This window comes from Gilliamella sp. B14384G12 (genome assembly GCF_016101825.1).
GTDB classification, from domain to species: domain Bacteria; phylum Pseudomonadota; class Gammaproteobacteria; order Enterobacterales; family Orbaceae; genus Gilliamella; species Gilliamella apicola_N.
The window spans coordinates 151,318-176,726 of sequence record NZ_JACFPU010000001.1 but is presented as its reverse complement, the minus strand read 5'-3'; the positions used below and the strand labels follow the sequence as shown (position 1 = coordinate 176,726).

The following is a 25,409-nucleotide window of genomic DNA, read 5'->3' as shown; positions in this document are numbered from 1 at the left end:
TTCACTCCTTGTATCTTTTCGTTATAAAACTTTATACTCTATTGCTCAATTATTTTACTTATTTTGCATGGTTAGCAAGTTTAATCAATTGCTTTTTTAGTTTATCGGGTGCACTTTCTGCCAAAGCAGACAAATAAATGGCACTTTGGGGACTTAAAGCTCTCGTAATTGTAACACTTTTTGATGAATCATTAATCATTTTTACATATTGACTGGAAATATCTGGATTAATTTTATATTGAATTGAAGATAAGGATGGTAATATTTGCTTTCGTATTTCAGATAATAAATTACTTTGTTCGTATCTTAATCTGGTTAACCAACTAGCTGAACTTACTTCAAGGATAAGAACGCCTTGACGATAATTAGCAATTCTATATTGCTGCCTTAACAAAGATGGCAATAACTCATTAATCACATCAGCCAATTTATTCAATGCAAATGTTTTTTCTTTTATCTCGGATAAACAAGTTTGTTGAGACAAAATTGAAGTTAACATCTGTGGCTCATTATAACGCATATTTGATACTTACCTTTATTTCCGAATAAAATAATAGTCAACGAATTACACATCATGCAAAATAAGTAGCATTAATTTACCTTATTTAAATAAAAAAGTCTTACTTAAAAAAGACATTTACAGTTTATTATTTTTTTATTGAAAAACAATAGTATCTCACTACGATATTTTGTCTAAATATCAAATGATATAATATTCAATAAATTAATTGTTCATTTGAATATAAAAGTATTTTTATATGGATTATTTACTCGTATAAAGTATTTATCATGCCACTTAATAAAACCATGAGTTTATTTCAAGATTGTTGCCACTTTGTTCTTACTGATGTTTATTTTTACTTATAAATAAAAGTCGTTGTATTTACTGAATAAAGCTAATTGAGAATTAGCACAATACTATTTATTTTTTATTAACATAAAAGCATAAACAAATATAAGTTTTACCGCCCTACACTTTGAACTCAGTATTGTCATTCCATATCAATGTTGCAATTTTAACAATTTCTCAGTGACACTTTGTTTATAAAAATTGAAAGTTTTAGGATGAGCCAATCTAAACTAGAATGTTGATCATCCCAAAAACGTTATGCATTTTGGATCGTCGCTCCAAAAAGCGTTAATAATAAAATTTGATATTTTATAAATATTTATAATGAGGTTGTACCAACTGTTTTCTATTTTACTTCAGTATCAAAAAAATTATTTAATCTGATTTTTATCACATCAAAAGTAATCTAAAAATGATCAATTGGTTCGTTTACTATCTATACTGCTTAAATATTCATTTATTTGCAAAAAGTGATCATTTAAATAGTTTGTTATGATCGTTATACACCTTTAAATCACTAAATCACAGATTGTCTGTTTTGCCCCTTTTTGCATTAAAGAAAGATAATGATTGGTGACGTATTCTTTGAACTGCAAATTATTCGATAAATCATCACCAAACACTGCATTCAAACTCAATAAAGCGGTTACTCTTTCTTGACCATCTTGACTTGAGTCAACAAGTGTTTTTAATTCACTAAACATTGGATCGCGTATATCAATATCATTTTGATTGTCATCCATGCCACCTACATAACGCATCCAACCGGCTACGCCTAATGCAAGTAATGAAAAATCAGAATTGTTTTGAATATGCCAACGCACAGAATCAAGCATACGTTGTGGTAATTTTTGAGTACCATCCATGGCAATCTGCCAAGTTCTATGTTTCAGTGAAGGGTTACTAAATCTTTCAATAAGTTGCTCAGCATAGTGTGATAGATTTACCTGTGAAGGAACATGCAGTGTAGGTGCTTGTTGTTGCATCATCAGTGCTAGTGTTGCTTTTTTATAATTGTGGTCATTCATACAATCATTAATATGTTCATACCCTGCTAAGTAACCTAGATAAGCTAAAAAAGAATGACTGCCATTTAACATACGTAGTTTCATCTCTTCATAGGGAACCACATCATCGACAAACTCTGCCCCAACTTCATCCCAATTAGGGCGACCAGAAACAAAATTATCTTCAATAACCCATTGAATAAAAGGTTCACAGGCAATACCACATGGATCAGCCATGCCTGCTAACGTATTTTTAATCTCTGCTAAAGTTTCAGATGTTGCAGCAGGCACAATACGATCGACCATTGTACATGGAAACGTTGTATTGACCTTAATCCATTGTGCTAATTTTGCATCTCGCGCTTTTGCTAAACCTAATATCGCTTTTTTCAAAACAACTCCATTTTCGGGGATATTATCGCAGGATAATGCAGTAAATGGTTTTATTCCTCTTTGCATTCTTCTATAAAGCGCTTCAACAATAACACCTGGGGCAGACATAGGTTTAGATGGATTGGCTAAATCCTCTTTAATCAGAGGATTATCTAAATCTAAGTCACCACCACCTGGTCGCATACAGTAACCTTTTTCGGTTACGGTTAAAGACACAATTTCTACCACACTATCGGCCATTTTTTCTAAAATTGCCTCAATGCCGTCGGTAGATGCCAAAAGCGACTCTTTTACACTACCAATAATAAATGCTTGTTTTGTTGTAGCTCCTTTTTCTAATACGGTGTACAAATGATCTTGCTGACGAATATCATGAATTAACTCTTCACCACCAACAATATTAACCTCACAAATTCCCCAATCACTTGTTCCTTTATTCAGTAAGCGATCCATAAACAATGCTTGATGTGCACGATGAAACGCACCAAATCCTAAATGAACTATGCGTGAAATCATTTTTTTTCTGTCATAGGAAGGTTTATGTTCAATTGATTGTGGGATATTTGATAAATTTAACATTCTACTCACCATAATTAACAAATTAAATACTATATTGGTTAGACATATTTTCACTTATAGATAATCTTTTCATCTTCATTTTTTATTTTTTGTGATCATAATCACATTTTTTGGTTTATTTAATATGCACTATTTTGAAAATATTTAATAATACCAAAATATATTGGCATACCAATTATCGAAATAAACATAGTTAAATCATAATTGACTTATAGTACTTATAACAATTAGCTTATAATTGAGGCAATATAACCAAAATTAGAATGGGGATTAAAAATAATGCCAACGATTAATCGGCTCTATCAAGAAATTGGTAATGAGCTGAAATCATTATTAAAAAATGGTACTTATAAAATTGGTGATCGATTACCACCCGAGCGCGATATCGCTGACGCATTTAATGTAAGTAGAACGGTTGTGCGCGAAGCACTCATTATGCTAGAACTTGAAAATTTAGTTACAGTAAAAAAAGGCTCTGGTGTATATGTAATTGGTTTACCAAATGAAACTTTGTCAGAACAAGATAAAAAAATAGAAGAAAATGATTTTGGACCATTTGAATTATTACAAGCAAGGCAACTAATTGAAAGCAATATTGCCGCTTTTGCAGCTTCACAAATTTTGAAATCCGATATCATAGAGCTTAGAGCTATTTTAAAACAAGAACGTCAAATGTTAGAACAAGGCATTCTGGATGACTACAGTGCTGATGAGATGTTTCATATTGCAATTGCCAAAGCAACGAAAAACTCAATACTTGAAAGTTTATTAAATGATTTATGGCAAAAACGTTCTACCAGCAAAATGTGGGATCAATTACACAGTCGCATTACCGATCATAGTTATCGAAAAAAGTGGCTTTATGATCATGAAAAAATTCTGCAAGCATTGCAGGTAAAAGATGCAATAGGTGCACGCCATGCTATGTGGCAACATTTAGAAAATGTTAAACAAACATTAATGACCGTTTCTGATAGTGAAGATCCAAATTTTGATGGTTATTTATTTGATTCTATTCCAGTTAATATTGTTAACCAATAGACAATAAAAAATCAGCATTGTTTATAGATCTTTTCGTTTAGAAAATTAAGTAAATAAAAATCATTGAGGAGATTTATATGGAACAAACGATGCGTTGGTTTGGACCAAATGACCCAGTATCACTAGATGATATCAAACAGGCTGGAGCAACTGGAATTGTTACAGCTTTGCACCATATTCCAAATGGCGAAATATGGACAGTTGAAGAAATACAAAAACGAAAAGCAATTATTGAAGAAAAAGGATTAACATGGTCTGTTGTTGAAAGTATTCCTGTTCATGAAGAGATCAAAACGCATTCAGGAAAGGTTAAACAGCATATTGCAAATTACCAGCAATCAATTCGTAATCTAGCAGCTTGTGGCATTGATACTGTTTGTTACAATTTTATGCCTGTGTTAGATTGGACTCGCACCGATCTTGCTTATGAGCTACCAGATGGTTCAAAAGCTTTACGTTTCGATCAAACTGCATTTGCTGCATTTGACCTTTATATTTTAGAAAGAATTAATGCCGAAAAAGATTACTCAAAAGAAGATATCGATTTAGCAAAAGCTTATTTTGAGAAAATGACTCAAGCAGATAAAGACAAACTAATTGCTAATATCATTGCAGGTTTACCTGGGGCAGAAGAAGGCTATTCTTTGGAACAATTTAGAGCACATTTGGCGACGTATGATGGCATCGATAAGGCCAAATTACGCGAAAATTATGCCTACTTTTTAAAAGCTATCGTCCCCGTTGCTGAAGAAGTAGGTGTGGTATTAACGGTGCATCCAGATGATCCTCCTCGACCAATTTTAGGTTTACCGCGTATTGTGTCAACCATCGAAGATATGCAATGGATCAAAGATACGGTAGATAGTATTCACAATGGATTTTGCTTTTGCACCGGTTCTTACGGTGTGCGAGATGATAATGATTTAGCTATAATGGCTGAAAAATTTGCTGACCGCGTTCATTTTATTCACTTACGTGCAACGGTTCGCGAACAAAACCCACTTTCTTTCCACGAAGGTGACCACTTGGGTGGTGATGTGGATATGTATGCAGTAATCAAAGCACTCGTTACTGAAGAACAGCGCCGTAAACAAGCAGGAATTAAACGTTCTATTCCCGTTCGTCCAGATCATGGACACCAAATGTTAGATGATCTTAAAAAGAAAACCAATCCAGGTTATTCGTGTATAGGTCGCTTACGCGGTTTAGCAGAAATTCGTGGTATTGAATATGCCATTAAGCGTGCATTTTTTGAATAATATCTATTTCTCTATATAAAAAACACCCATTTTAAATGGGTGTTTTTTTTCATAATAATGAATAAAGTCTAGATATGTATTGCATCTAGATAAATATAATTAAGAATCCTCTATACTGCATACAAATGCTGTATTAATCCACGTAATGATCCTGCGACATTTAACACGTCGCAATAATAATTTACAGCAGTAATTTAATTTTTCAAATTTAATCAGTTAGTCAATAAACAATTTTAATCAGTCAAATAATCAAATCAATCTTATGATATTTTAAATTTGCCTATTTTTATAATATGGTTAAAAAACTAATATAACCAATTTAATAGAAATACTATTTAAAAAAGTTAAATTGAATGTATAAAAGCAAAATAATTATTAAAAACGCTAAGTAATATTTAAAATAATCTTATTATTAAAGATGATTAGAGAAAATCATGAACCTAACTTTTAAATTATAAAATGCTATCAAAATTTTACTGTTTTGACTTTTCCTCCCATTCCGCGTTATATTAATAACGATATTATCTACATCTATATCGTTAAGCAGTCTTTTCAAAAGCAGTTTAAACATAAGAGGTGTAATATGGGTATCTTAAATAGTATTTTTTCTAAAATATTTCCAAGTGCACAAGCAGCAGTAGGTAATGTTACTGATGCTGTAAAGAATCAAGTCAATAATATTACTGGTAATAACAAAGATACAGCATCAACTAGTCAAGATCAAAATCAACAGAACCAGCAGAATCAACAAAACCAAACCAATCAACAAAGTACAGGAAATCAAACATCTGTATCAAATGTTGATGTTATGGCAATTCTTGAAGACTTAGCTAAAAAATTCCCTGAAAAACTAAACTGGAAGACATCAATTGTTGATCTTTTAAAACTTTTAGGCTTAGATAACAGTTTAGATGCGCGTAAAAAATTAGCTAAAGAGCTTGATTATACAGGGAGTACCGATGATACAGCAGCTATGAATACATGGTTAATTAAAGCGGTAATGAAAAAAATTGCAGAAAAAGGCGGGAATGTAGCTCACCTTTTCTCTTAAAACTGAAGACAAAAGTACACTAAATCCACCTGCTATTATAGGTGGATTTTTTATTAAAAATGCTATGTTATCGGTCAGATAATCATCAAGTCTATTCACTAGGCTTTAAAAGCATGCAATCGATTCATCGCAGCTTCAATACCACCAGATAATAAAATTTCAGTACAACGTACTGACTCATCAATCGCTTTATCAATCAACTCTTGTTCAGATTTAGAAGGCTTGTTTAAAACATAGCTGACCACTTTATTTTTATCGCCAGGATGACCGATACCGATTCTTAAGCGATAAAAATTCAAATTATTACCTAATTTACTGGCAATATCTTTCAAACCATTATGCCCGCCATGGCTGCCACCAAATTTGAATTTGGCGATACCTGGATTAATATCAAGTTCATCATGTGCAACAAGAATTTCTTCTGGTTTAATCTGATAAAATGTAGCCATAGCCTGCACCGCTTTACCGCTTAAATTCATAAAGGTTGTTGGCACTAATAAACGTACATCATGACCAGAAAGAGTTATCCTTGAACTGTAACCAAAATATTTGGGGTCATTTTTTAATGATTGATGATATCGTTCTGCCAATTGATCAACAAACCACGCACCCGCGTTATGGCGAGTTGCAGCATATTCATTGCCTGGATTAGCAAGTCCTACAATAAGTTTAATAGTTGTCATGATAATTCGATAATATGTGTTGCTATAAGTAAAAAAGCCCCAAAAAGGGGCTAGTAACCATAATGCTAAAATCAATTAGTAATGAAACATTGCTGAAATTGATTCTTCATTGCTGATGCGACGAATTGCCTCAGCAAGCATACCTGATAAAGTTAATTGGCGCACATTTTTCAATGCTTTAACTTCAGCAGTTAATGGAATTGTGTCACAAACAACAATTTCATCAATAGCACTGTTTTTAATGTTACTGACGGCTTTGCCTGAAAAAATTGGATGCGTTGCATAAGCATACACTCTTTTAGCTCCGCGCGCTTTCAAAGCATCGGCCGCTTTACAAAGTGTACCTGCGGTATCAATCATATCATCAACTAAGATACAATCTCTATCAGCAACATCACCAATAATATTCATCACTTCTGCTTCATTAGCACGCTGACGACGTTTGTCAATGATGGCCATGTCTGTATCATTTAAAAGTTTTGCAATCGCACGCGCACGAACAACACCGCCAATATCAGGTGATACCACAATTGGGCGTTCAAAATCACGTTGCAACATGTCTTCTAAAATAACTGGACTACCAAATACGTTATCAACAGGCACATCAAAGAAGCCTTGAATCTGTTCAGCATGAAGATCGACTGTCAATACTCTATCAACACCAACGGTTGATAAAAAGTCAGCAACCACTTTAGCGGTAATAGGCACACGAGCTGAACGAACTCGACGATCTTGCCTCGCATAACCAAAATATGGAATAACAGCAGTAATACGACCCGCAGATGCACGACGCATTGCATCAATCATTACTAGTAATTCCATTAAATTGTCATTGGTTGGCGCGCAAGTTGATTGAATAATAAAAACGTCTTCACCACGGACATTTTCATTAATTTGGACATTTACTTCACCATCACTAAAACGGCCTACGACAATGTCACCAAGAGAAGTATAAAGACGATTAGCTATACGTTTTGCTAGTTCGGGTGTGGCATTACCAGCAAAAAGCTTCATATCAGGCACGAGAAATCCTCAAGCATGTTATTATGATTACTTTATTCGTAATCGGTTAAATCGGAGCCATAATTATATAATTATTTATCTATTATGCTCAACCATAATATAAAAATTTAACAAAAATATTTGATATATATATCAAAATTGCGAATTAAAAAAATTTGCCTTTAAGATACTTTGGCTGAGAACCTAAAATCGAGTAAACTAACACACAAATCCATTAATAAATTTTACCAAATTCCACAATCTAAGTAGATAACGTGATGAACGAAAAATTAAATAGCAATAACCCAGAAATCAAATCCAAAAGAACTATCCGAAGTTTTGTATTACGACAAGGTCGTTTAACTAAAGGTCAAGAACAAGCATTAAACAATTTATGGCCACTATTTGGCATTGAATATCATTCAAACTCACCTATATGCTTTGATGAAAATAAACCTGTCGTTTTAGAAATAGGATTCGGCATGGGGGCATCATTAGTTGAAATGGCTCGAAATGCGCCGGATAAAAACTTTCTGGGGATTGAAGTTCATAAGCCAGGTGTTGGCGCTTGTTTAATGGCTATTGAAGAAAACCAATTATCTAATTTAAAAGTCATGTGTCATGATGCGGTTGAGGTTTTAGAAAACATGATCCCTAATCATTCATTAGATAAAGTGCAAATCTTTTTTCCCGATCCATGGCATAAAGCAAGACACAACAAACGTCGCATTATTCAGCCACAATTTGTACAATTAATTCGGCAAAAATTAAAAGTAGGCGGTATTTTACATTTAGCGACCGACTGGCAAAATTATGCTGAACATATGTTAGAGGTTTTAACCGAAGCTGAAGGTTTTGAAAATTTATCAGCAACAGGCGACTACATTCCGAGACCCGAAGATCGCCCTATTACCAAATTTGAAAAACGTGGCCAAAATTTAGGTCATGGTGTTTGGGATTTACAATTCAGAAAAAAATAGCGTAATAAGGAGCCATTATGCAAAATAAAACAATTAATTTAATTTGTCATCGTCGTTCAATTCGGTCTTACCAATCAACGGCGTTAACCAACGATCAGATAGAATCACTTGTTCAAGCTGCACAATCGGCTCCAAGCTCCAATTTTTTACAATGCGCTACAATAATTAGAATCACTGATAGCGAGAATCGCTCAAAACTAGCACATTATTCAGGGGATCAAAGCTATATAAATCAAGCTCCTGAATTTTGGGTGTTCTGTGCCGATTTTAATCGGCATTTTCAAATTGATCCAACTATTCCTCTTGAAAAAGCAGAACAACTTTTAGTGGGTTGCATTGATACGGCTTTTATGGCACAAAATACCGTTATTGCAGCAGAATCATTAGGTTTAGGTACGGTTTATATTGGTGGATTACGCAACAATATTGAGAAAGTAACACAATTACTTGCTTTACCTAAATATGTTCTTCCGCTTTTTGGGCTTTGTATTGGTTATCCAGACCAAAATCCAGATATAAAACCAAGATTACCGAAAGAATTAGTTTTCTTTGAAAATCACTATCAACCAATCAATCATCAATTATTAGCACAATATGATACTCAGATGCGTCAATACTATGGTCATCGACTGACTAATCAAAAAACGAATGGTTGGAGTGATAAAATTGCAGAAACAATTATCAAAGGGCAACGAGATTTCATTTTAAATTATTTGCATAAACAAGGATGGATAACTAAATGAACAACAATCAATACCAATTAGACAAAGTCGTTATATTAAGTCGTCACGGTATCCGCACTCCGTTACAAAACACACTAGCATTTTTAGAAAAGTCCAGTCCATTAAAATGGCCTAGCTGGGATCATGCTTATGGTTATTTAACGACACGGGGGGGTGTATTAGAAGCTTTCTTTGGACACTATCTATCACAATGGCTTGAACAAAAAAATATTAATATTGAACCAGAAAATCCAGATATCTATGTTTATGCTAACAGCCTTCAAAGAACGGTAGCAACAGCCCAATTTTTGGTTAATGGCGCTTTTGCGGGTTATGATATTCCTATCCATCACAAATATACCATTGAAAAAATGGATCCGATTTTTGATCCAAGTGTGCAAGATGATTCTCCAGAAATAAAACAAGCTGTATTAAACGATATTGAAGAGGCTGATAAAGCTGGGGCAATTTTTAAAAATTTAGCGCCTGCTTATCAAATGGTTTCAGATATATTGGAGTATCCGCATTCACAACTATATGCTCAATATCAATGTGATTTTGCTGATATCCCTTATGAACTCTATTTTAAGAAAAATGAAGAACCTGAATTACATGGCCCATTAGCTATCGGAATTTGTGCTGTTGATGCTTTCTTATTACAATATTATTCTGCATTTCCAAAAGATCAGATTGCGTGGGGCAAAATCACCAGCCAAGAACAATGGCAACAAATAATACAAATTCGTAACCACTATATTGATTTAGTATTTCATACCAAAACCATTGCTCAACATATTAGTAAACTATTAATCAATAAAATCGATGATTTACTGCATAATAAACAGCATAAGGTAAATTTACTTGTTGGTCACGATAGTACCATTGCAGCATTACTTGGTGCTTTAGATTTTGCACCATACCAACTACCAAACCAATGTGAAAATACCCCAATCGGAGGAATGGTTATCTTCCAACGTTATCGCCATATATCATCTGGCAAATACTTTTTTAAAGCCGAATACGTATATCAAAGTTTTGAACAACTTTATACCGGACAGGCAATCGATATCAATAATCCACCACAACATTATCAATTACAGTTGGAAAATGCTTCTGTCAATAGTGATGGTTATTATGATTGGGCAGATTTTGCAAATCGTTTGGACAATAATGAGTAGTCTATTAGTTTTTCTATAAGAAATAGTTTCCACCGACACTCATCGGTGGAAAACTTGCTCTTTTTTCTGAGTGAATACCCGCAGATATAATCACCTACTCTTCTAACTTTTTTTTCAATAATTAAGTTAAAATACCCAACCAATTACCCCAATAAAAGATTTCTAACAATAAGCCAATCCCAAAAACATACTTGGACAGAATATGCACAGCATATTTACTGAAAACTGTTTATTTTTCAAATTGAGATAAAATAAACACAAATTTAAAATTAGCTTTTACTATGATTCAATACAATACTAAGAAAAAACTTATTGGTTATTAGGATGAAAAAGTCCATCTATTTAGTTGAATCAGATCATTAACTATCACAAGTACAACAGTAAATTGGGTATAGCCATATCACAACGATTTTAATTCGATTTTTAATCTTAACCTGAAAAAGTTTGCAATCAATCTAATAAATGATAATCCATTAAATACCTTTGCTGCCAAGCAGCTGTAATCGGTTTCATAAATTACTTTTCTATAGTGTGAATCCAAATGCGAAAGAATTAAAAAATTTATTCGATTCGCGCAATTATTGATCAAACCCCTACGGTCTTGATTATTATTATCATAAACAATAATAAAAATAAAATAAAAATATACTGAAACGTTAGCATAACCTGAAATTTTTTGACAAATAATAGAAAACATTAAATGTAATCGATTTCATAAAATGTTAACCAGATCACTTTTTTGGGATATCTAAAGTGATAATATTAATTTAAACCAATAAATTTTTAGATAAATAAAAGTGTAAACGATTTCTAAATGATGCTAAATCATTTAAAGCTCAACAAAGGAAGTTCATCATGAATCAAAACATTACGTCATCACTGCATAATAAGAATTATTGGGTGTTTAGCCTCTACTTTTTCCTTTACTTTTTTATTATGGGAGCCTATGTCCCATTTTTTCCAGTTTGGTTGAAAATGATTGGACTAGACCAAGCAAGTACAGGATACGTTTTTTCATTTATTTCATTATTTGCGTTAGTTTTCCAACCTATTTTTGGCTTGATTTCAGATAAATTGGGATTAAAAAAGCATCTTCTTTGGATTATTACCCTGCTATTAGTATTGTTTGGACCATTTTTTATTTTTGTATTTGGACCTCTACTCAAATTTAATGTCACATTAGGCGCAATTGTGGGTGGATTTTATCTAGGCATGGTATTTAGTGGAGGAGCACCATCTATAGAAGCTTTAGTTGAAAAAATCAGTCGTCGTAGCGGTTTTGAATTTGGTCGCAGTCGTATGTTTGGTTGTTTTGGATGGGCAATTTGTGCTTCATTTGTTGGGATTATGATATCAAAAAACGTCAATGCTGTTTATTGGTTATGCTCTGGATTTGCACTGATTCTTCTATTTTTAGTCAAGATCGCTGATCCCGCAAGAACTTCAACAACGGATGTTGTCGAGCAAATGGGATTAAATAAACCTGAACCTTTTAATATAAAACAGGCTTTAGATTTACTCTGCATGCGTAAAACGTGGTTCTTTATGCTTTATATCGTTGGTGTGGCATGTACTTATGATGTGTTTGACCAACAGTTTGCTAACTTTTTTACTTCATTCTTTTCTAGTGAACAAGTTGGTCGCGAAGCATTTGGTTATGTCACAACGCTTGGTGAATTTTTAAATGCTACAGTAATGTTTTTTGCACCAATAATTGTAATGAAAATCGGCAGTAAAAATACCTTATTGATTGCGGGTATAATCATGTCAATTCGCATAACTGGCTCAGCGTTTGCTAGCACCGCAGTTGAAGTAGTAATATTAAAAACATTACACATGTTTGAAGCACCATTATTACTTGTTGGCGCCTTTAAATATATCACTAAGCACTTCCCTATCCGTTTATCAGCAACCGTTTACTTGATTGCATTTTGTTTTGCAAAACAATTATCTATCATGTTTATGTCTACATTTGCTGGTTTGATGTATGTTAAAATTGGTTTTGAAGGAGCTTATTTAGTCCTTGGCTCCATCGCATTTAGTTTTACAATGATTTCATCTTTCACGTTATCAGGACGTGGACCATGGGATGTTTTTAAATATACAAAAAAAACAGTAATCAGGTAATTAATCTAGATTCATTAAACATAATTAGCTTAAATTAAGGTACTTAGATGAAAATATTAGTGACTGGTGGTTGTGGATATATAGGTAGCCATACTTGTGTCCAACTAATTCAATCAGGCTTTACACCAATTATTATTGACAATTTATTCAATAGTAAAGCCTCAGTATTAGAGAGAATACAAACTATCACAGGGAAACCTGTTGTCTTTTACCAAGGGGATGTATGTGATGCAAAATTATTAGCAACAATTTTTAAAGAACATGACATCAAAGCCGTTATTCATTTTGCTGGTTTAAAAGCTGTTGGTGAATCGGTATACAAACCACTTGAATATTATGAAAATAACGTGTATGGCAGCATTGTTTTAATGAAAGCGATGCGTGATGCTGGCGTTAAACAATTGGTATTCAGTTCTTCAGCTACCGTCTACGGTGAATTAGCACCTGTTCCTTATGTTGAAACGTTACCGCAAGGATTACCTACTAGTCCATATGGTAAAAGTAAACTTATGGTAGAACAATGTATGATGGATTTAGCCGTTGCCGAACCTGATTGGTCACTAACACTGCTACGCTATTTTAACCCTGTTGGTGCTCATCCTAGTGGTTTAATGGGTGAAGATCCTTTAGGCATTCCAAATAATCTGATGCCCTATATTACTCAAGTTGCAGTGGGTAAACGAGAGTCACTCGCTGTATTTGGTAATGATTATCCAACAGAAGATGGCACTTGTGTACGTGATTTTATTCACGTTGTGGATTTGGCTGACGGGCACATTGCCGCTCTAAAAGCTGATCAAAATAAAGCTGGAATTCATATTTATAATTTAGGTTCCGGTGTTGGCTACAGTGTTTTACAAGTTATTAAAGCTTTTGAAAAAGCTTCTGGTAAGCCACTTAATTGGCATTTTGCACCACGCCGAGCAGGTGATTTACCCGCTTTCTGGGCCGATGCTAACAAAGCCGAGCAAATATTAGGCTGGAAAACCAAACTTACGCTTGATGATATGGTAAAAGACTCATGGAATTGGCAATCTAATAATCCACAAGGTTATCCTGATTGAATTATAGTTTGAAACTAATAGCAGCAAAATCATAATTGAAGAGGCAAAAAATGGATATTTTTAACCCAGTTGATCATCCTCATCGTCGTTATAATCCATTGACCAATCAATGGGTACTTGTTTCACCACATAGAGCAAAACGCCCTTGGCAAGGACAACAAGAAGAGATAAACGAGGAGCAAAAACCAAGTCACGATCCAACTTGTTTTTTGTGTGCAGGTAACAAGCGAGTCACGGGGGATATCAATCCCGATTATAAAGGGACATTTGTATTTACCAATGATTTTGCTGCGCTAATGGAAGATACGCCAAATTCACCAGTTAACGATGATCCACTGTTTCAAATGCAAAGCGCTAAAGGCACCAGCCGTGTTATCTGCTTTTCACCAGATCACAGTAAAACTTTGCCAGAACTGGATTTATCTGCCATTGAAGGCGTAATCAAAATCTGGATCGCTCAACAACAAGAATTAAGTAAAAAATATCCTTGGGTACAAGTGTTCGAAAATAAAGGTTCAGTAATGGGGTGTTCTAACCCTCACCCGCATGGACAAATTTGGGCAAATAGTTTTTTACCCAACGAAATTGTGCGCGAAGATCTCAATATGCGCAATTATTATGAAAAATATCAACGTAATCTATTAATTGATTATGTTGAAAAAGAACTCATAAATCTTGAGCGAATTGTCGTTGAAACTCAATATTGGTTGGCGGTGGTTCCTTTTTGGGCAATCTGGCCATTTGAAACACTTCTGTTACCCAAAACACATATTCCACAATTAACCCTGTTAACAAGCGATCAACAAAGTGATTTAGCGATTGCACTCAAAAAATTAACCAGTCGTTACGATAATTTATTTCGCTGCTCTTTTCCTTATTCAATGGGTTGGCATGGCGCACCATTTATGGAAAATAAAAATGACTATTGGCAAGTACATGCTCACTTTTATCCCCCTTTGTTACGTTCAGCGACAGTCAAAAAATTTATGGTCGGTTACGAAATGCTAGCCGAAGTACAACGAGATTTAACGCCAGAACAGGCAGCCGAAAGACTGCGTAATGAAAGTGATGTTCATTATAAAGATATAAAGGATAAATAGATGAAAGAATTAATTAATAAAACTTCGCAAGCATTTGAAACTAAATTTGGCTATAAACCAGATACGTTGATACAAGCGCCTGGCCGCGTAAATTTAATCGGGGAACATACAGATTATAATGACGGATTTGTGCTACCTTGCGCTATTAATTATCAAACAATAATCAGCTGTCATAAACGTTCAGATAATCTGATTCGGGTCATTGCGGTTGACTATAATAATGAGCAAGATGAATTTTCATTGGATTTTCCCATTGAAAAACATCCAAAATACCAATGGGCCAACTATGTACGCGGCGTAGTCAAACATCTAAAAAAACATACTGATAATATTCATGGCGTTGATCTCGCCATTAGTGGTGATGTACCACAAGGTGCGGGATTAAGCTCATCAGCATCTCTTGAAGTTGCCGTAGCCAAAATGTTCCAAGTTTTATATGATTTGCCATTAGATGGCACCCAATTAGCTTTGATTGGTCAAGAAGCCGAAAATCAATTTGTTGGTTGTAATTGCGGTATTATGGATCAACTTATCTCTGCACTTGGACAAACACAACATGCCTTATTGATTGACTGCCGATCGTTAGAAGCATTCCCTGTTTCAATACCCGAAGAGTTTGCAGTAGTAATTATTAACTCAAATATCAAACGTGGTTTAGTCGATAGCGAATACAATAGTCGTCGCCAACAATGCGAAGCAGCAGCTAAAGCTCTTGGGGTAAAAGCGTTACGCGATGTAACGTTAGATGAATTGAAACAAATTGAAAGTAAGCTTGATCCTATTGTTTTTAAACGCGCTCGTCACATAATCACTGAAAATGAACGTACCTTAAAAGCCGCTTCAGCGTTGGCAAACAGCGACTATACATCTTTATCAAATCTTATGGCGCAAAGCCATAACTCTATGCGTGATGATTTTGAAATCACTGTGCCTGCCATTGATTATCTGGTTGAGATAATTCACAATAAACTTGGCGATCAAGGTGGCGTACGCATGACAGGTGGTGGTTTTGGCGGTTGTGTTGTCGCACTCGTACCCAAAAATAAAGTTGATGATATCAAAGCAGTGGTTAATGATAATTATTTTAAAAAATTTGGTATCAAAGAAGATTTTTATATCTGCAAACCAAGCAAAGGAGTGCACGCTTTATGCCTATAAAACAGATTATTACACTTTCAAATAAACAGGGTATGAGCATTAAACTCTCAAACTGGGGAGCAACTTGGCTTTCATGTGAACTACCCGTTGCAGGACAAAATCGAGAAGTCTTACTTGGTTGTAAAACTTTTGAACAATATGCACAGCAAGATGCCTATCTAGGCGCGACCATTGGGCGATATGCTAACCGAATTGCAAACGCGACCATCAAGGTCAACGAAAAAAGCTACTCACTGACTGCAAATCAAGGAGTAAACCAACTGCATGGTGGTAAATTAGGGTTTGATAAACAACTGTGGCATATCCAATCTCAATCTGACAAGCAGGTCACATTTACATTGATTTCGCCTGATAGAGACCAAGGGTTCCCTGGTGAGCTCAAGGTCGAAGTAACCTATAAACTCACTGATGACAATCAAGTTATTATCTCTTTTAATGCTATCACGACCAAAACAACCCCAGTCAATCTAACCAATCATGCTTATTTTAATTTGGACGGAGAAACTATCAAAGATATCCTTAATCATACCTTGCAAGTGAATGCTGATTTTTATTTACCCGTCGATCGCGACGGTATCCCATACAGTGATTTAGTTAGCGTTAGCCATAACGATATGGATTTACGCATACCAAGGCTAATCTCTGATAAATTACTCCAAAGCCCAGATAGGCAAATCACCGGTGGTTATGATCATGCTTATTTATTAGATAAATCACAACCCATTGCCGCTCATCTACTATCCGCCGATAAAAAAGTGAAGATGAATGTGACCACGACCCTACCTGCACTACAAATCTATACGGGTAATTTTTTACAACATACGCCGAATAGACATAATGGTGAATATCATAATTTTGCGGGTATCGCATTAGAAGCGCAGTTTCTACCAGATAGTCCAAATCATCCCGATTGGCCACAACCTAGCTGTTTTTTAGAACCGAATCAAACTTATCATCATCAAATTTGTTATCAATTTATGATAGATAAGTTATGATAGATAAGTTATGAGATAACTAATTATGGATGAACAATTATTGTGTTCATCCATCATAAAAGATAGAGTAAAGGCTTTTTATCCTTATAAACAATATATATTGGTGGATTGTTATTGAATTTTTTTAATTAAAACAAAATAACAAACTCTTTAAATTGATTTATCTGAATTAAGAAAATCAATTACAGAAGAAACAAATAGACTTCGCCCTTTTTCAGCACGATCTAAATGTACAAAATGTGTGCCATCGGGTATTTCTACCAAATGTGCTTGCTTAGCTTCATTAACAATAGCTAAAGCATCCGCTTTACGGCTCCAAAAGTCATTTTGCGAGAAAATAACTAATATCGGCATCAATAAATGTTTGGCTTGCCACTGCTTTTGGCCAATAGCTAATTCAAAACTATCTGCCATTGCCCCTGTTGGTGAGCGAAATTGAGGAGGTGTATGAGAAAAAGATTCAGGATCAGAATTCATCGCCTCTTGAGCATAAGCATTAGCAACTAAAGGATCCCGCCATAAATCTTTTTCAACCATAGGGATACTTAAATCCCAAGCCTGAAACAAACTTTCTTTAGTATTTAATTGATAACCACCAATACTGTGATTGAATTGTTTTGGATTTAATTTGTCTTCAAATACTGAGCCTTTACCTAATAATTTATGATCGTCAACAGCACCATATAATGAATTATAAATAATTAACTTATTAACACTATCACTATGTTGCTCAGCATAGGCGGCAGCCCAATGACCACCTGTAGCCCAACCCAAAATATTTATTTTTTTGGAATCTGTCCATTTTAATATTTGATTCACAGCGCACTTTAAATCATCAATTGCGGCGGGCGTACGGACTAATGGTTTAGATTCACTTGCAGGTCGAGACATCTCTTTAGGACGACTAGATTTACCATATCCTCGTAAATCAATAATATAGACATCAAACCCAGCTTGAGCTAAATCTTCTGCTAACGATCCCCCTTGAACAGGTAAATCAAACGAACCAATACCTGCAACTCGAGCACCATGAACTAATAACAATGGTTCTTGTTTATGTTTATTATTCTTTAATTTAACTTCTCTGATAAAAATATTTTCATCTAAATAGCAAGAACCGATCAAATGGTCTCTTTTTTCGATCATACTAGCACTACCTGTATAGGGTAAAATTAACAAAAGAATTATCATACTCCTTTTAATTAGTCTAATCACTTCAATATCCTTTATTTCAATCAATAACTTCTAAAGTTAACAATATTCAATTACTTTATTTTAGATTACCGCTAAATTTAAACAAGATTTTTGGCTAGTTTACTAACAATCCAAGCTAAAATTAGGTATGATATTCATATCTTTGCTAATGGATAAACTAATAAATGAAAAGCAAAACTTTAACCGCTATCTTTCCTGGAACTTTTGATCCAATTACTAATGGGCATATTGATCTCATTACTCGAGCATCATTACTTTTTCCTCGTTTAATTGTTGCAGTTGCAGAAAACCCTAATAAAAATACCCTTTTCACCTTAGAAGAACGGGTTAATTTAGCTTCAACTGCGGTTGAACATCTATTAAATGTTGAAGTGATTGGTTTCGATAATTTAATGGCTAATTTTGCTCAAACACATAATGCGACCGTAATTGTTCGCGGTGTACGTACAACGCATGATTTTGAATATGAAAGGCAATTAGCTGAAATGAATCGCGCATTAAAGCCAGATTTAGATACTATATTTTTGATGCCATCAATTGCAATGGGCTTTATTTCATCAACTATTGTTAAAGATGTGGCTTACCATGGTGGCAATATTACCAATTTAGTGCCTGTCCATGTTAAAAAAGAATTGTTACAAAGACTTACTTAGATTTTAAACTTACGATTATGGTTAAATTTTACACCCCACCTAAAAAAAAGCTCACCTCACAAAAATTGACCGTTACCGTTTCTTCGCTTGATGCCTTTGGACAAGGCGTTGCTAGCCATAACGGAAAAACAATTTTTATCAAGTCAGCCTTGCCTGATGAAACCGTTGATATTAAGTTGACCGAAGATAAAAAAAATTACGCAAAAGCGACCGTCATAAAATATTACAATCAAAGTAACGAACGGGTTAAACCTCAATGTGAATATTATCAAAAATGTGGAGGTTGTGAACTACAACATATCTCATCACATTTACAACAGCAAGCCAAATACTCGGCGCTTATTAACTTATTACAAAAAGAAAGTGGACAAAATTTAGCTAGTGTTATTAAAGATTCACCCCAAATTATTGCAGATCAACCTTACCATTATCGCAGGCGAGCAAGATTAGCAATCAATCTAGTTAAAGGTGAATTATTTATTGGATTTCGTCAAGCAGAATCAAGTCAAATAATCAATATTGAGCATTGTCCGATATTAGTTGAACAATTAGATTTATTACTTGCCCCGTTACAAAATTGCTTACGCCAAATTACCCAAAAAAAAGCACTCGGCCACATTGAATTAATCGCCGTTGATAGTGGTGTGATTATTGTATTAAGGCATACCTTGCCAATGACATCTCAAGATACCGAGTTATTGAAACAGTTTGCCCAAGAACAGAACATTTCACTCTATTTTTATGGTGAAGAGTTAGTCCATATTACTGGAAACAAAGAACACTATTATTTAATTAATCATTTAAAGTTAACCTTTAGCCCACTTGATTTTATTCAAGTAAACAGCAAAATTAATCAAAAAATGATTAATCAAGCTTTGGAATGGTTAACATTAAAACCAACAGATAATGTATTAGATCTATTTTGTGGAATGGGTAATTTTTCATTGCCAATGGCAACATTAAGTAAATCGGTTACTGGGATTGAAGGCATCGGTGCACTGGTTGAAAAAGCCAAATTCAATGCTCAATTAAATAACAAAGAAATTTGTGCCAAAACACATTTTTTAATCAATAATTTAGATGATAAACAGCAATTTAACACATGGAATCATGCTACATTTGAAAAAGTATTATTAGATCCTGCAAGAGCAGGCGCTTATAATGCTGCAGCAGAAATTGTGAAGATAGCACCCGAAAAGATTGTTTACATCTCGTGCAACCCTGCTACTCTAGCAAGAGACTGTAAGCAATTTATCGATAAAGGATATAAAATTGCTCAAGTTGCTATTTTGGATATGTTTCCACAAACTAAGCACATTGAATCAATGTTGCTGCTAACGAAGTAGGATAGTAATTATGGTATCAGTTAGAGGAGCCCATCAACACAGTGAAGAGCATTATTCTCTTGCACAATTTGATATTGAAAGATGGACCAGTCAAGAATTATTATTAACCAATCCGACCTCTTATAAAAAGTTCAAAGAAGTTTGGGATTTTTGTTTTGAAAACAGTGCTGGAGCGCCAGAACAGATCCACTGCTTCCAAAATGCGATTGAAATGGTCGAAATTTTATCAACGCTCAATATGGATATTAATAGTCTATGTGCTGCGTTATTACTTCCTTTTGTTGATACCAAAATTATTCGTCGAGAAGATATTCCTGAAGATTTCGATCGCGAAATTTCAAATATTATTTCCAGCATCGTAAGAATGAAAGAAATTCGCCATTTACGAGCAATTCGTAATGGCAGTGCGACGACTGAACAAATTGATAGTATTCGTCGCATGTTATTAGCTATGGTCAATGATTTTCGTAGTGTCGTCATTAAATTAGCTGAACGCATTACTTATTTACGAGATTTAATCTCAGCCCCACAAGAAGAGCAGGTTTTAGCGGCTAAAGAGTGCTTTAATATCTATGCACCACTTGCAAATCGTCTAGGTATTGGTCAACTCAAATGGGAACTTGAAGATTTTTGTTTCCGTTACTTATATCCTGATGAATATCGCCTTATCGCTAAAAAGCTACATGAAAAACGCTTAGATCGTGAGCTGTATATTGATCAATTTGTTGAACATCTACAAGATTTAATGAATAAAGATCATATTCGTGCAGAAGTCTATGGTCGCCCTAAACACATTTATAGTATCTGGCGCAAAATGGAGCGTAAGCATCTGCAATTTGAAGATCTTTATGATATTCGCGCAGTAAGGATTATTTGCGATCGTATTGAAGATTGTTATAACGCTTTAGGTATTGTTCATAGCCATTATAAACATATCGCCAAAGAGTTTGACGACTATGTTGCCAATCCTAAACCTAATGGTTATCAATCCATTCATACGGTTGTTTATGGACCACAACATAAAACGATTGAAATTCAAATCCGAACAGAACAAATGCACAATGACGCAGAGCTAGGTGTTGCTGCGCATTGGAAATATAAAGAAGGCAGTACTGATAAAATGACTGCTTATGATCAACGAATTTCTTGGTTACGTAAACTTCTAACTTGGCAACAAGAGATGTCTGAAAGTGGTGAAATTCAAGAAGCCGTACGCAGCCAAATTTTTGATGATCGAGTCTATGTTTTTACACCGAAAGGCGATGTCGTGGATTTACCCGCTGGTTCAACTCCGCTTGATTTTGCTTATCATATCCACAGTGATGTCGGGCACCGTTGTATTGGTGCAAAAGTAGGTGGTCGCATTGTACCTTTTACCTACAATTTAAAAATGGGCGACCAAGTTGAAGTTATTACCCAAAAGCAACCTAATCCAAGTCGCGATTGGCTGAATCCAAATACAGGATTTGTTAACAGCAGTCGTGCCAGAGCTAAAATTCAGGCATGGTTTAAAAAACAAGATCGCGATAAAAATATTGCCACCGGCGAGCAAATTTTACAAAGTGAACTTGAGCCGTTAAATATTACTTTAAAAAGTGTCGAAAAAATACTCATCAATAAATACAATGCCCACTCATTTGACGAAGTACTTGCAGGTATTGGCAGTGGTGATATTAGAATTAACCAGTTAGTTAATTTTATTAATGCTCAATTTAATAAACCGACGGCGGAACAAGAAGATGAGGCTGTCTTAAAACAAATTGCCCAAAAATCAACTACACAAGCTAAGAATAACAACAAAGCGGGTAATAAAAAAGGCAGTGAAATCATTATTGAAGGTGTCGGCAACTTAATGTACACCATTGCTAATTGCTGTCGCCCTATCCCTGGTGATCCTATTGCTGGTTTTGTAACGCAAGGACGCGGTATTTCAATTCATCGAGCAGATTGCGAACAGTTACAAGAATTAAAAAATCATGCTCCTGAACGCATCACTAACGCCGTTTGGAATGATAATACTCACTCAAGTTATACCATGGTTACCCAAATCGTTGCCAATGATCGTAGCGGTTTATTAAGAGACATCACCACCATATTAGCTAACGAAAAAGTTAATGTGCTTGGCCTAATAAGCCGTTCTGATATGAAGCAACAATTAGCGACCATTGAAGTAGATATGGAAATCTTTGACCAGGATTCTTTAAATCGTATACTCAATAAAATTAAGCAACTACCCGATGTTATTGAAGCCAAACGTTTTCAAAGCTAACAACTAATCAATCGCCACGCTTAAGTGGCGATAATTCATTACACGTTATTTTCGTTGTAAAATTTTAAATTGATATGGATAACTATTTTTTTCATCGGCTTGGTGATCTTCTTGATAAATTACCTGCCATTGCTCGGGTAAATAATCGGGGAAATAGGTATCCCCTTGCAATTCAGCATCAATGTGCGTTAAATAGAGCCGATCAATTAATGGCAAGACTTGCTGATAAATATTACCTCCGCCAATAATAAAAACTTCATCAGGTTGTTGCGCTTGGGCAAGGGATATTGCCTCATCAATCGATTTTACCCTGCTTACATTAGAAATTTTATTATCACTTGGCTCTATTTGTCTTGAAATAACAATGTTGTGACGATTAGGAAGTGGTCTACCAATTGATTCAAACGTTTTTCGCCCCATAATAACAGGCTTATTGAGCGTGTTTTTTTTAAACCATGCTAAATCAGCAGGTAAATGCCAAGGCATTTGATTATTTAGGCCAATAACACGATTATGTGCCATAGCAACAATAACACTTAAAATCATAGTAATTACACGTATCCCAAAGATTTAATTCGTTGATTTACATTTTCTGGAAAAATAGTTTGACTCCAAAGCCTACGGCTTAGAGAAAGTAAAGGTTCTGTCTGTCCGGAAACTATCCAATTCGCTAATTCAGTTGCTACATCAGGATATATTGTTGGTTTAGGAGAAGGTAAGCTCAACCAATACTTAAGTTTAATACTATTCAAATTCTCCATAACAGTAGCCATATCTAAAGTGTGTAAACACTGTGCATTATAGATTTGCTCAAATTGCCCTGATACAGGCTTAGTCAAAATCTTTTTACCTAATACTAACGCTTCAGAAATTAGGGCAAAACCTGTGTTGGTAATAATACCAGAACAACTTACTAAAGCATGGGTAAAGTTATCACGACCAAGAGGTTGAAAAGTGATATTTTTTTGTTGAGACTGTTGCTTTATATCTGGATGAAAACAGATAAATTGATGATCTGGGAATTGTTGTAACAATTGTGTAATTTCATCTAATGCCTCAAATGGCAAATAAACAATGATATTTCCATCTTCGGTAGGTGTAACGTCAAAGGTGTCAATCATTGGAGGAATCAATTTATGCCCAAAATGAAACCAATGTAAGCCAATAGGATTAGTGACAGGTGCATAATACTTCATAATCACATTCGCTATCAACCCATATTCTTTAGGCTTGAGATATTGGCATACGGCTTGATTACTGATGCCTAAGCAGTTTCGATGCTGATAGTGAGCAGCCCATGCACTAACTGGCTCAAAATCACTAATAATACAATCATATTTTGATAAATCGAGTTCACGCACATCTTTTACGAGTCGAAAAGCTCGAATTCGTTGTACCGTTTTACGAAAGTTGATTTTACCATTCAGTGTTGCAAAAGAGACACCACGATAAGTAGTATAGTTGCCAAAGGCTTGCATATCAAAATAGTCTTTAGGATCACGGCCGCTGAAAATATAGTCAACATCAGCACCAGCTACTTTTAAAGCTTTTGCTAACGTTCTACAACGACTGACATGGCCATTTCCTGTTCCTTGAACGCCAAAGAGAATTTTCATATCAATATTTTTTGATGATTGTAATTGGCGAATATAATAACAGAACACTTAATTATTAGCTCCATTATTTTAAGCAGATAATAAAAATAATTATAATCAATCACGATTAATAGCAATTTTGATTAAAGACATCAAAAAACATTTGATAATTTTCTTATTAATCAATTAACTAAAAAATATTTAGTGATAATAAGGCACTTCTTTTTGTTATAAATAACAACTTTTAAAATTCATTTCTGCTAATGAAAAATCCATTAATTCATTTCGATAACAATCAACAAACCAATTGAAATATTTAAAAAAATTAGTCAGTTTTTACCTAACAAATACGATTATTTATTTCAGTTATTTATAACAATTATCTTATTAAAAAAGATTGCAGTTTAATGAAAGTTTATTGGTTAGCATAATTTTTAGATTAAATTATTTAACAACCCAAACTCATCAAATCTATGAAACGAATTTCAATGCGATACAAGCGATTGTAAAAATAGTTGATCATTGATAAGTGATTCGGCACTTCATAATGGTTTTCTGTATGAATAATGTTAATGATGGCTCACCCTAAACTGCAATTAATATTTAAATATATTGGATTTTTATTTTTTTAGGAGTAATTACCATTTTCAATATATGTAAAGATGGTATAAATCAGATGTTTTTTTAAGTAAAATAAGTTTATATATTATTCATTTGATGAATAGTGAGATTTTACATGTCATTAAGATTCATCCATAAACAAACATATCTTATTGCAAAAGTAGCAATAATTTTATTTCTATTTGTTTATTCTATAAGACATTTATCTATCATCATAAATTCATCTTTGCCTGTTGCTGTGGTTTCACAACATAGATCATCAATGTTAGAAGTCAGTAATAACCATGATAGTTATTATCTTTTAACAAAAAAATCAGAATGTTTATCAAATTGTACTGTCTTTAACCATTGTTCACTCTGTAATACGCTAATATCTAATATTGTATTGAATGTTGAGTTTTCACCACACCGTGAACAATATCTTTCATATAACTTTGCTCTACAATTTAAAGAATTTATTCCTGAATTAAAACCACCAAAAGTTGCTTAATTAAATGATTCAGTTGCATTAGCAACAAAAA

Annotated in this window: 22 protein-coding genes; 15 read left to right on the top strand and 7 right to left on the bottom strand. The window is 34.2% G+C overall.

Features of this window, described 5'->3' with window-relative positions:
• Positions 1 to 58 precede the first annotated feature (58 nt).
• Together H3S73_RS00735 and H3S73_RS00730 are read right to left on the bottom strand one after the other, a co-directional pair.
• Positions 59 to 520, bottom strand: coding sequence for a DUF721 domain-containing protein (locus H3S73_RS00735; RefSeq protein WP_198235865.1), 462 nt, complete (start codon positions 518 to 520; stop codon positions 59 to 61).
• 839 nt (positions 521 to 1,359) lie between these two features.
• The gene (locus tag H3S73_RS00730; protein WP_198235866.1) at positions 1,360 to 2,829 is read right to left on the bottom strand and encodes a mannitol dehydrogenase family protein; all 1,470 of its coding nucleotides are present in this window, start codon (positions 2,827 to 2,829) and stop codon (positions 1,360 to 1,362) included.
• A gap of 279 nt (positions 2,830 to 3,108) precedes the next feature.
• Here H3S73_RS00730 and H3S73_RS00725 point away from each other — a divergent pair, with 279 nt between their 5' ends.
• The 3 genes from H3S73_RS00725 to H3S73_RS00715 all read left to right on the top strand — a co-directional run bounded on the left by H3S73_RS00725 (position 3,109) and on the right by H3S73_RS00715 (position 6,180).
• Positions 3,109 to 3,870: a GntR family transcriptional regulator gene (locus H3S73_RS00725; protein WP_198226814.1), complete on the top strand. Its 762-nt coding sequence runs from the start codon at positions 3,109 to 3,111 to the stop codon at positions 3,868 to 3,870.
• A gap of 77 nt (positions 3,871 to 3,947) precedes the next feature.
• On the top strand, positions 3,948 to 5,129 hold the full coding sequence (uxuA, locus tag H3S73_RS00720; protein WP_144091319.1) for a mannonate dehydratase: 1,182 nt from the start codon (positions 3,948 to 3,950) through the stop codon (positions 5,127 to 5,129).
• A gap of 583 nt (positions 5,130 to 5,712) precedes the next feature.
• Positions 5,713 to 6,180, top strand: coding sequence for a DUF3597 domain-containing protein (locus tag H3S73_RS00715; protein ID WP_198226811.1), 468 nt, complete (start codon positions 5,713 to 5,715; stop codon positions 6,178 to 6,180).
• Between the two features lie 98 nt (positions 6,181 to 6,278).
• Here H3S73_RS00715 and pth read toward each other — a convergent pair whose 3' ends face one another.
• Together pth and H3S73_RS00705 are read right to left on the bottom strand one after the other, a co-directional pair.
• Complete coding sequence (pth, locus tag H3S73_RS00710; RefSeq protein WP_198235867.1) at positions 6,279 to 6,863, bottom strand: aminoacyl-tRNA hydrolase; 585 nt, start codon at positions 6,861 to 6,863, stop codon at positions 6,279 to 6,281.
• Between the two features lie 75 nt (positions 6,864 to 6,938).
• The gene (locus tag H3S73_RS00705; RefSeq protein ID WP_065738556.1) at positions 6,939 to 7,886 is read right to left on the bottom strand and encodes a ribose-phosphate pyrophosphokinase; all 948 of its coding nucleotides are present in this window, start codon (positions 7,884 to 7,886) and stop codon (positions 6,939 to 6,941) included.
• A gap of 257 nt (positions 7,887 to 8,143) precedes the next feature.
• Between H3S73_RS00705 and trmB the strand changes: the two genes are divergently transcribed.
• The 8 genes from trmB to galM all read left to right on the top strand — a co-directional run bounded on the left by trmB (position 8,144) and on the right by galM (position 17,189).
• Complete coding sequence (gene trmB, locus H3S73_RS00700; RefSeq protein WP_086327097.1) at positions 8,144 to 8,845, top strand: tRNA (guanosine(46)-N7)-methyltransferase TrmB; 702 nt, start codon at positions 8,144 to 8,146, stop codon at positions 8,843 to 8,845.
• 17 nt (positions 8,846 to 8,862) lie between these two features.
• Entirely contained in the window at positions 8,863 to 9,588 is a 726-nt protein-coding gene (gene nfsA, locus H3S73_RS00695) for an oxygen-insensitive NADPH nitroreductase (RefSeq protein WP_198226807.1), read from the top strand.
• Positions 9,585 to 10,745: a histidine-type phosphatase gene (locus tag H3S73_RS00690; RefSeq protein ID WP_198226805.1), complete on the top strand. Its 1,161-nt coding sequence runs from the start codon at positions 9,585 to 9,587 to the stop codon at positions 10,743 to 10,745. Before nfsA ends, H3S73_RS00690 begins: the two co-directional genes overlap by 4 nt.
• Before the next feature lie 855 nt (positions 10,746 to 11,600).
• Positions 11,601 to 12,872 (top strand): MFS transporter, encoded by a 1,272-nt coding sequence (locus H3S73_RS00685; protein WP_198226803.1) that lies wholly within the window; start codon positions 11,601 to 11,603, stop codon positions 12,870 to 12,872.
• 47 nt (positions 12,873 to 12,919) lie between these two features.
• Positions 12,920 to 13,936 (top strand): UDP-glucose 4-epimerase GalE, encoded by a 1,017-nt coding sequence (galE, locus tag H3S73_RS00680; protein WP_198226801.1) that lies wholly within the window; start codon positions 12,920 to 12,922, stop codon positions 13,934 to 13,936.
• Between the two features lie 50 nt (positions 13,937 to 13,986).
• Positions 13,987 to 15,036, top strand: a complete 1,050-nt coding sequence (gene galT / locus H3S73_RS00675; RefSeq protein WP_198226799.1) for a galactose-1-phosphate uridylyltransferase — start codon at positions 13,987 to 13,989, stop codon at positions 15,034 to 15,036.
• A complete protein-coding gene (gene galK / locus H3S73_RS00670; protein ID WP_198235868.1) occupies positions 15,037 to 16,194 on the top strand; it encodes a galactokinase in 1,158 nt (385 codons plus the stop codon).
• Complete coding sequence (gene galM, locus H3S73_RS00665; RefSeq protein ID WP_198235869.1) at positions 16,185 to 17,189, top strand: galactose-1-epimerase; 1,005 nt, start codon at positions 16,185 to 16,187, stop codon at positions 17,187 to 17,189. Before galK ends, galM begins: the two co-directional genes overlap by 10 nt.
• Before the next feature lie 150 nt (positions 17,190 to 17,339).
• Here the strand turns inward: galM and H3S73_RS00660 are convergent, their stop codons facing one another.
• The gene (locus H3S73_RS00660; RefSeq protein ID WP_144091310.1) at positions 17,340 to 18,380 is read right to left on the bottom strand and encodes an alpha/beta fold hydrolase; all 1,041 of its coding nucleotides are present in this window, start codon (positions 18,378 to 18,380) and stop codon (positions 17,340 to 17,342) included.
• A 188-nt stretch (positions 18,381 to 18,568) separates the two neighbouring features.
• Between H3S73_RS00660 and coaD the strand changes: the two genes are divergently transcribed.
• The 3 genes from coaD to relA are packed head-to-tail and all read left to right on the top strand — an operon-like array spanning position 18,569 to position 22,672.
• Positions 18,569 to 19,057 carry a pantetheine-phosphate adenylyltransferase gene (coaD, locus tag H3S73_RS00655; RefSeq protein WP_144091309.1) on the top strand — a complete coding sequence of 163 codons (489 nt, stop codon included), beginning with the start codon at positions 18,569 to 18,571 and terminating at the stop codon, positions 19,055 to 19,057.
• A gap of 17 nt (positions 19,058 to 19,074) precedes the next feature.
• Positions 19,075 to 20,403: a 23S rRNA (uracil(1939)-C(5))-methyltransferase RlmD gene (gene rlmD / locus H3S73_RS00650; RefSeq protein WP_198235870.1), complete on the top strand. Its 1,329-nt coding sequence runs from the start codon at positions 19,075 to 19,077 to the stop codon at positions 20,401 to 20,403.
• Between the two features lie 10 nt (positions 20,404 to 20,413).
• Positions 20,414 to 22,672: a GTP diphosphokinase gene (relA, locus tag H3S73_RS00645; RefSeq protein ID WP_198235871.1), complete on the top strand. Its 2,259-nt coding sequence runs from the start codon at positions 20,414 to 20,416 to the stop codon at positions 22,670 to 22,672.
• 45 nt (positions 22,673 to 22,717) lie between these two features.
• On the opposite strand, the gene folA is transcribed toward relA, so the two are convergent.
• Together folA and H3S73_RS00635 are read right to left on the bottom strand one after the other, a co-directional pair.
• On the bottom strand, positions 22,718 to 23,218 hold the full coding sequence (gene folA / locus H3S73_RS00640; protein ID WP_232352898.1) for a type 3 dihydrofolate reductase: 501 nt from the start codon (positions 23,216 to 23,218) through the stop codon (positions 22,718 to 22,720).
• Positions 23,219 to 23,223: 5 nt separating this feature from the next.
• Positions 23,224 to 24,336: an MJ1255/VC2487 family glycosyltransferase gene (locus H3S73_RS00635; protein WP_198235872.1), complete on the bottom strand. Its 1,113-nt coding sequence runs from the start codon at positions 24,334 to 24,336 to the stop codon at positions 23,224 to 23,226.
• A 667-nt stretch (positions 24,337 to 25,003) separates the two neighbouring features.
• Here H3S73_RS00635 and H3S73_RS00630 point away from each other — a divergent pair.
• On the top strand, positions 25,004 to 25,378 hold the full coding sequence (locus tag H3S73_RS00630; RefSeq protein ID WP_198235873.1) for a hypothetical protein: 375 nt from the start codon (positions 25,004 to 25,006) through the stop codon (positions 25,376 to 25,378).
• The last annotated feature ends 31 nt before the right edge of the window (positions 25,379 to 25,409 follow it).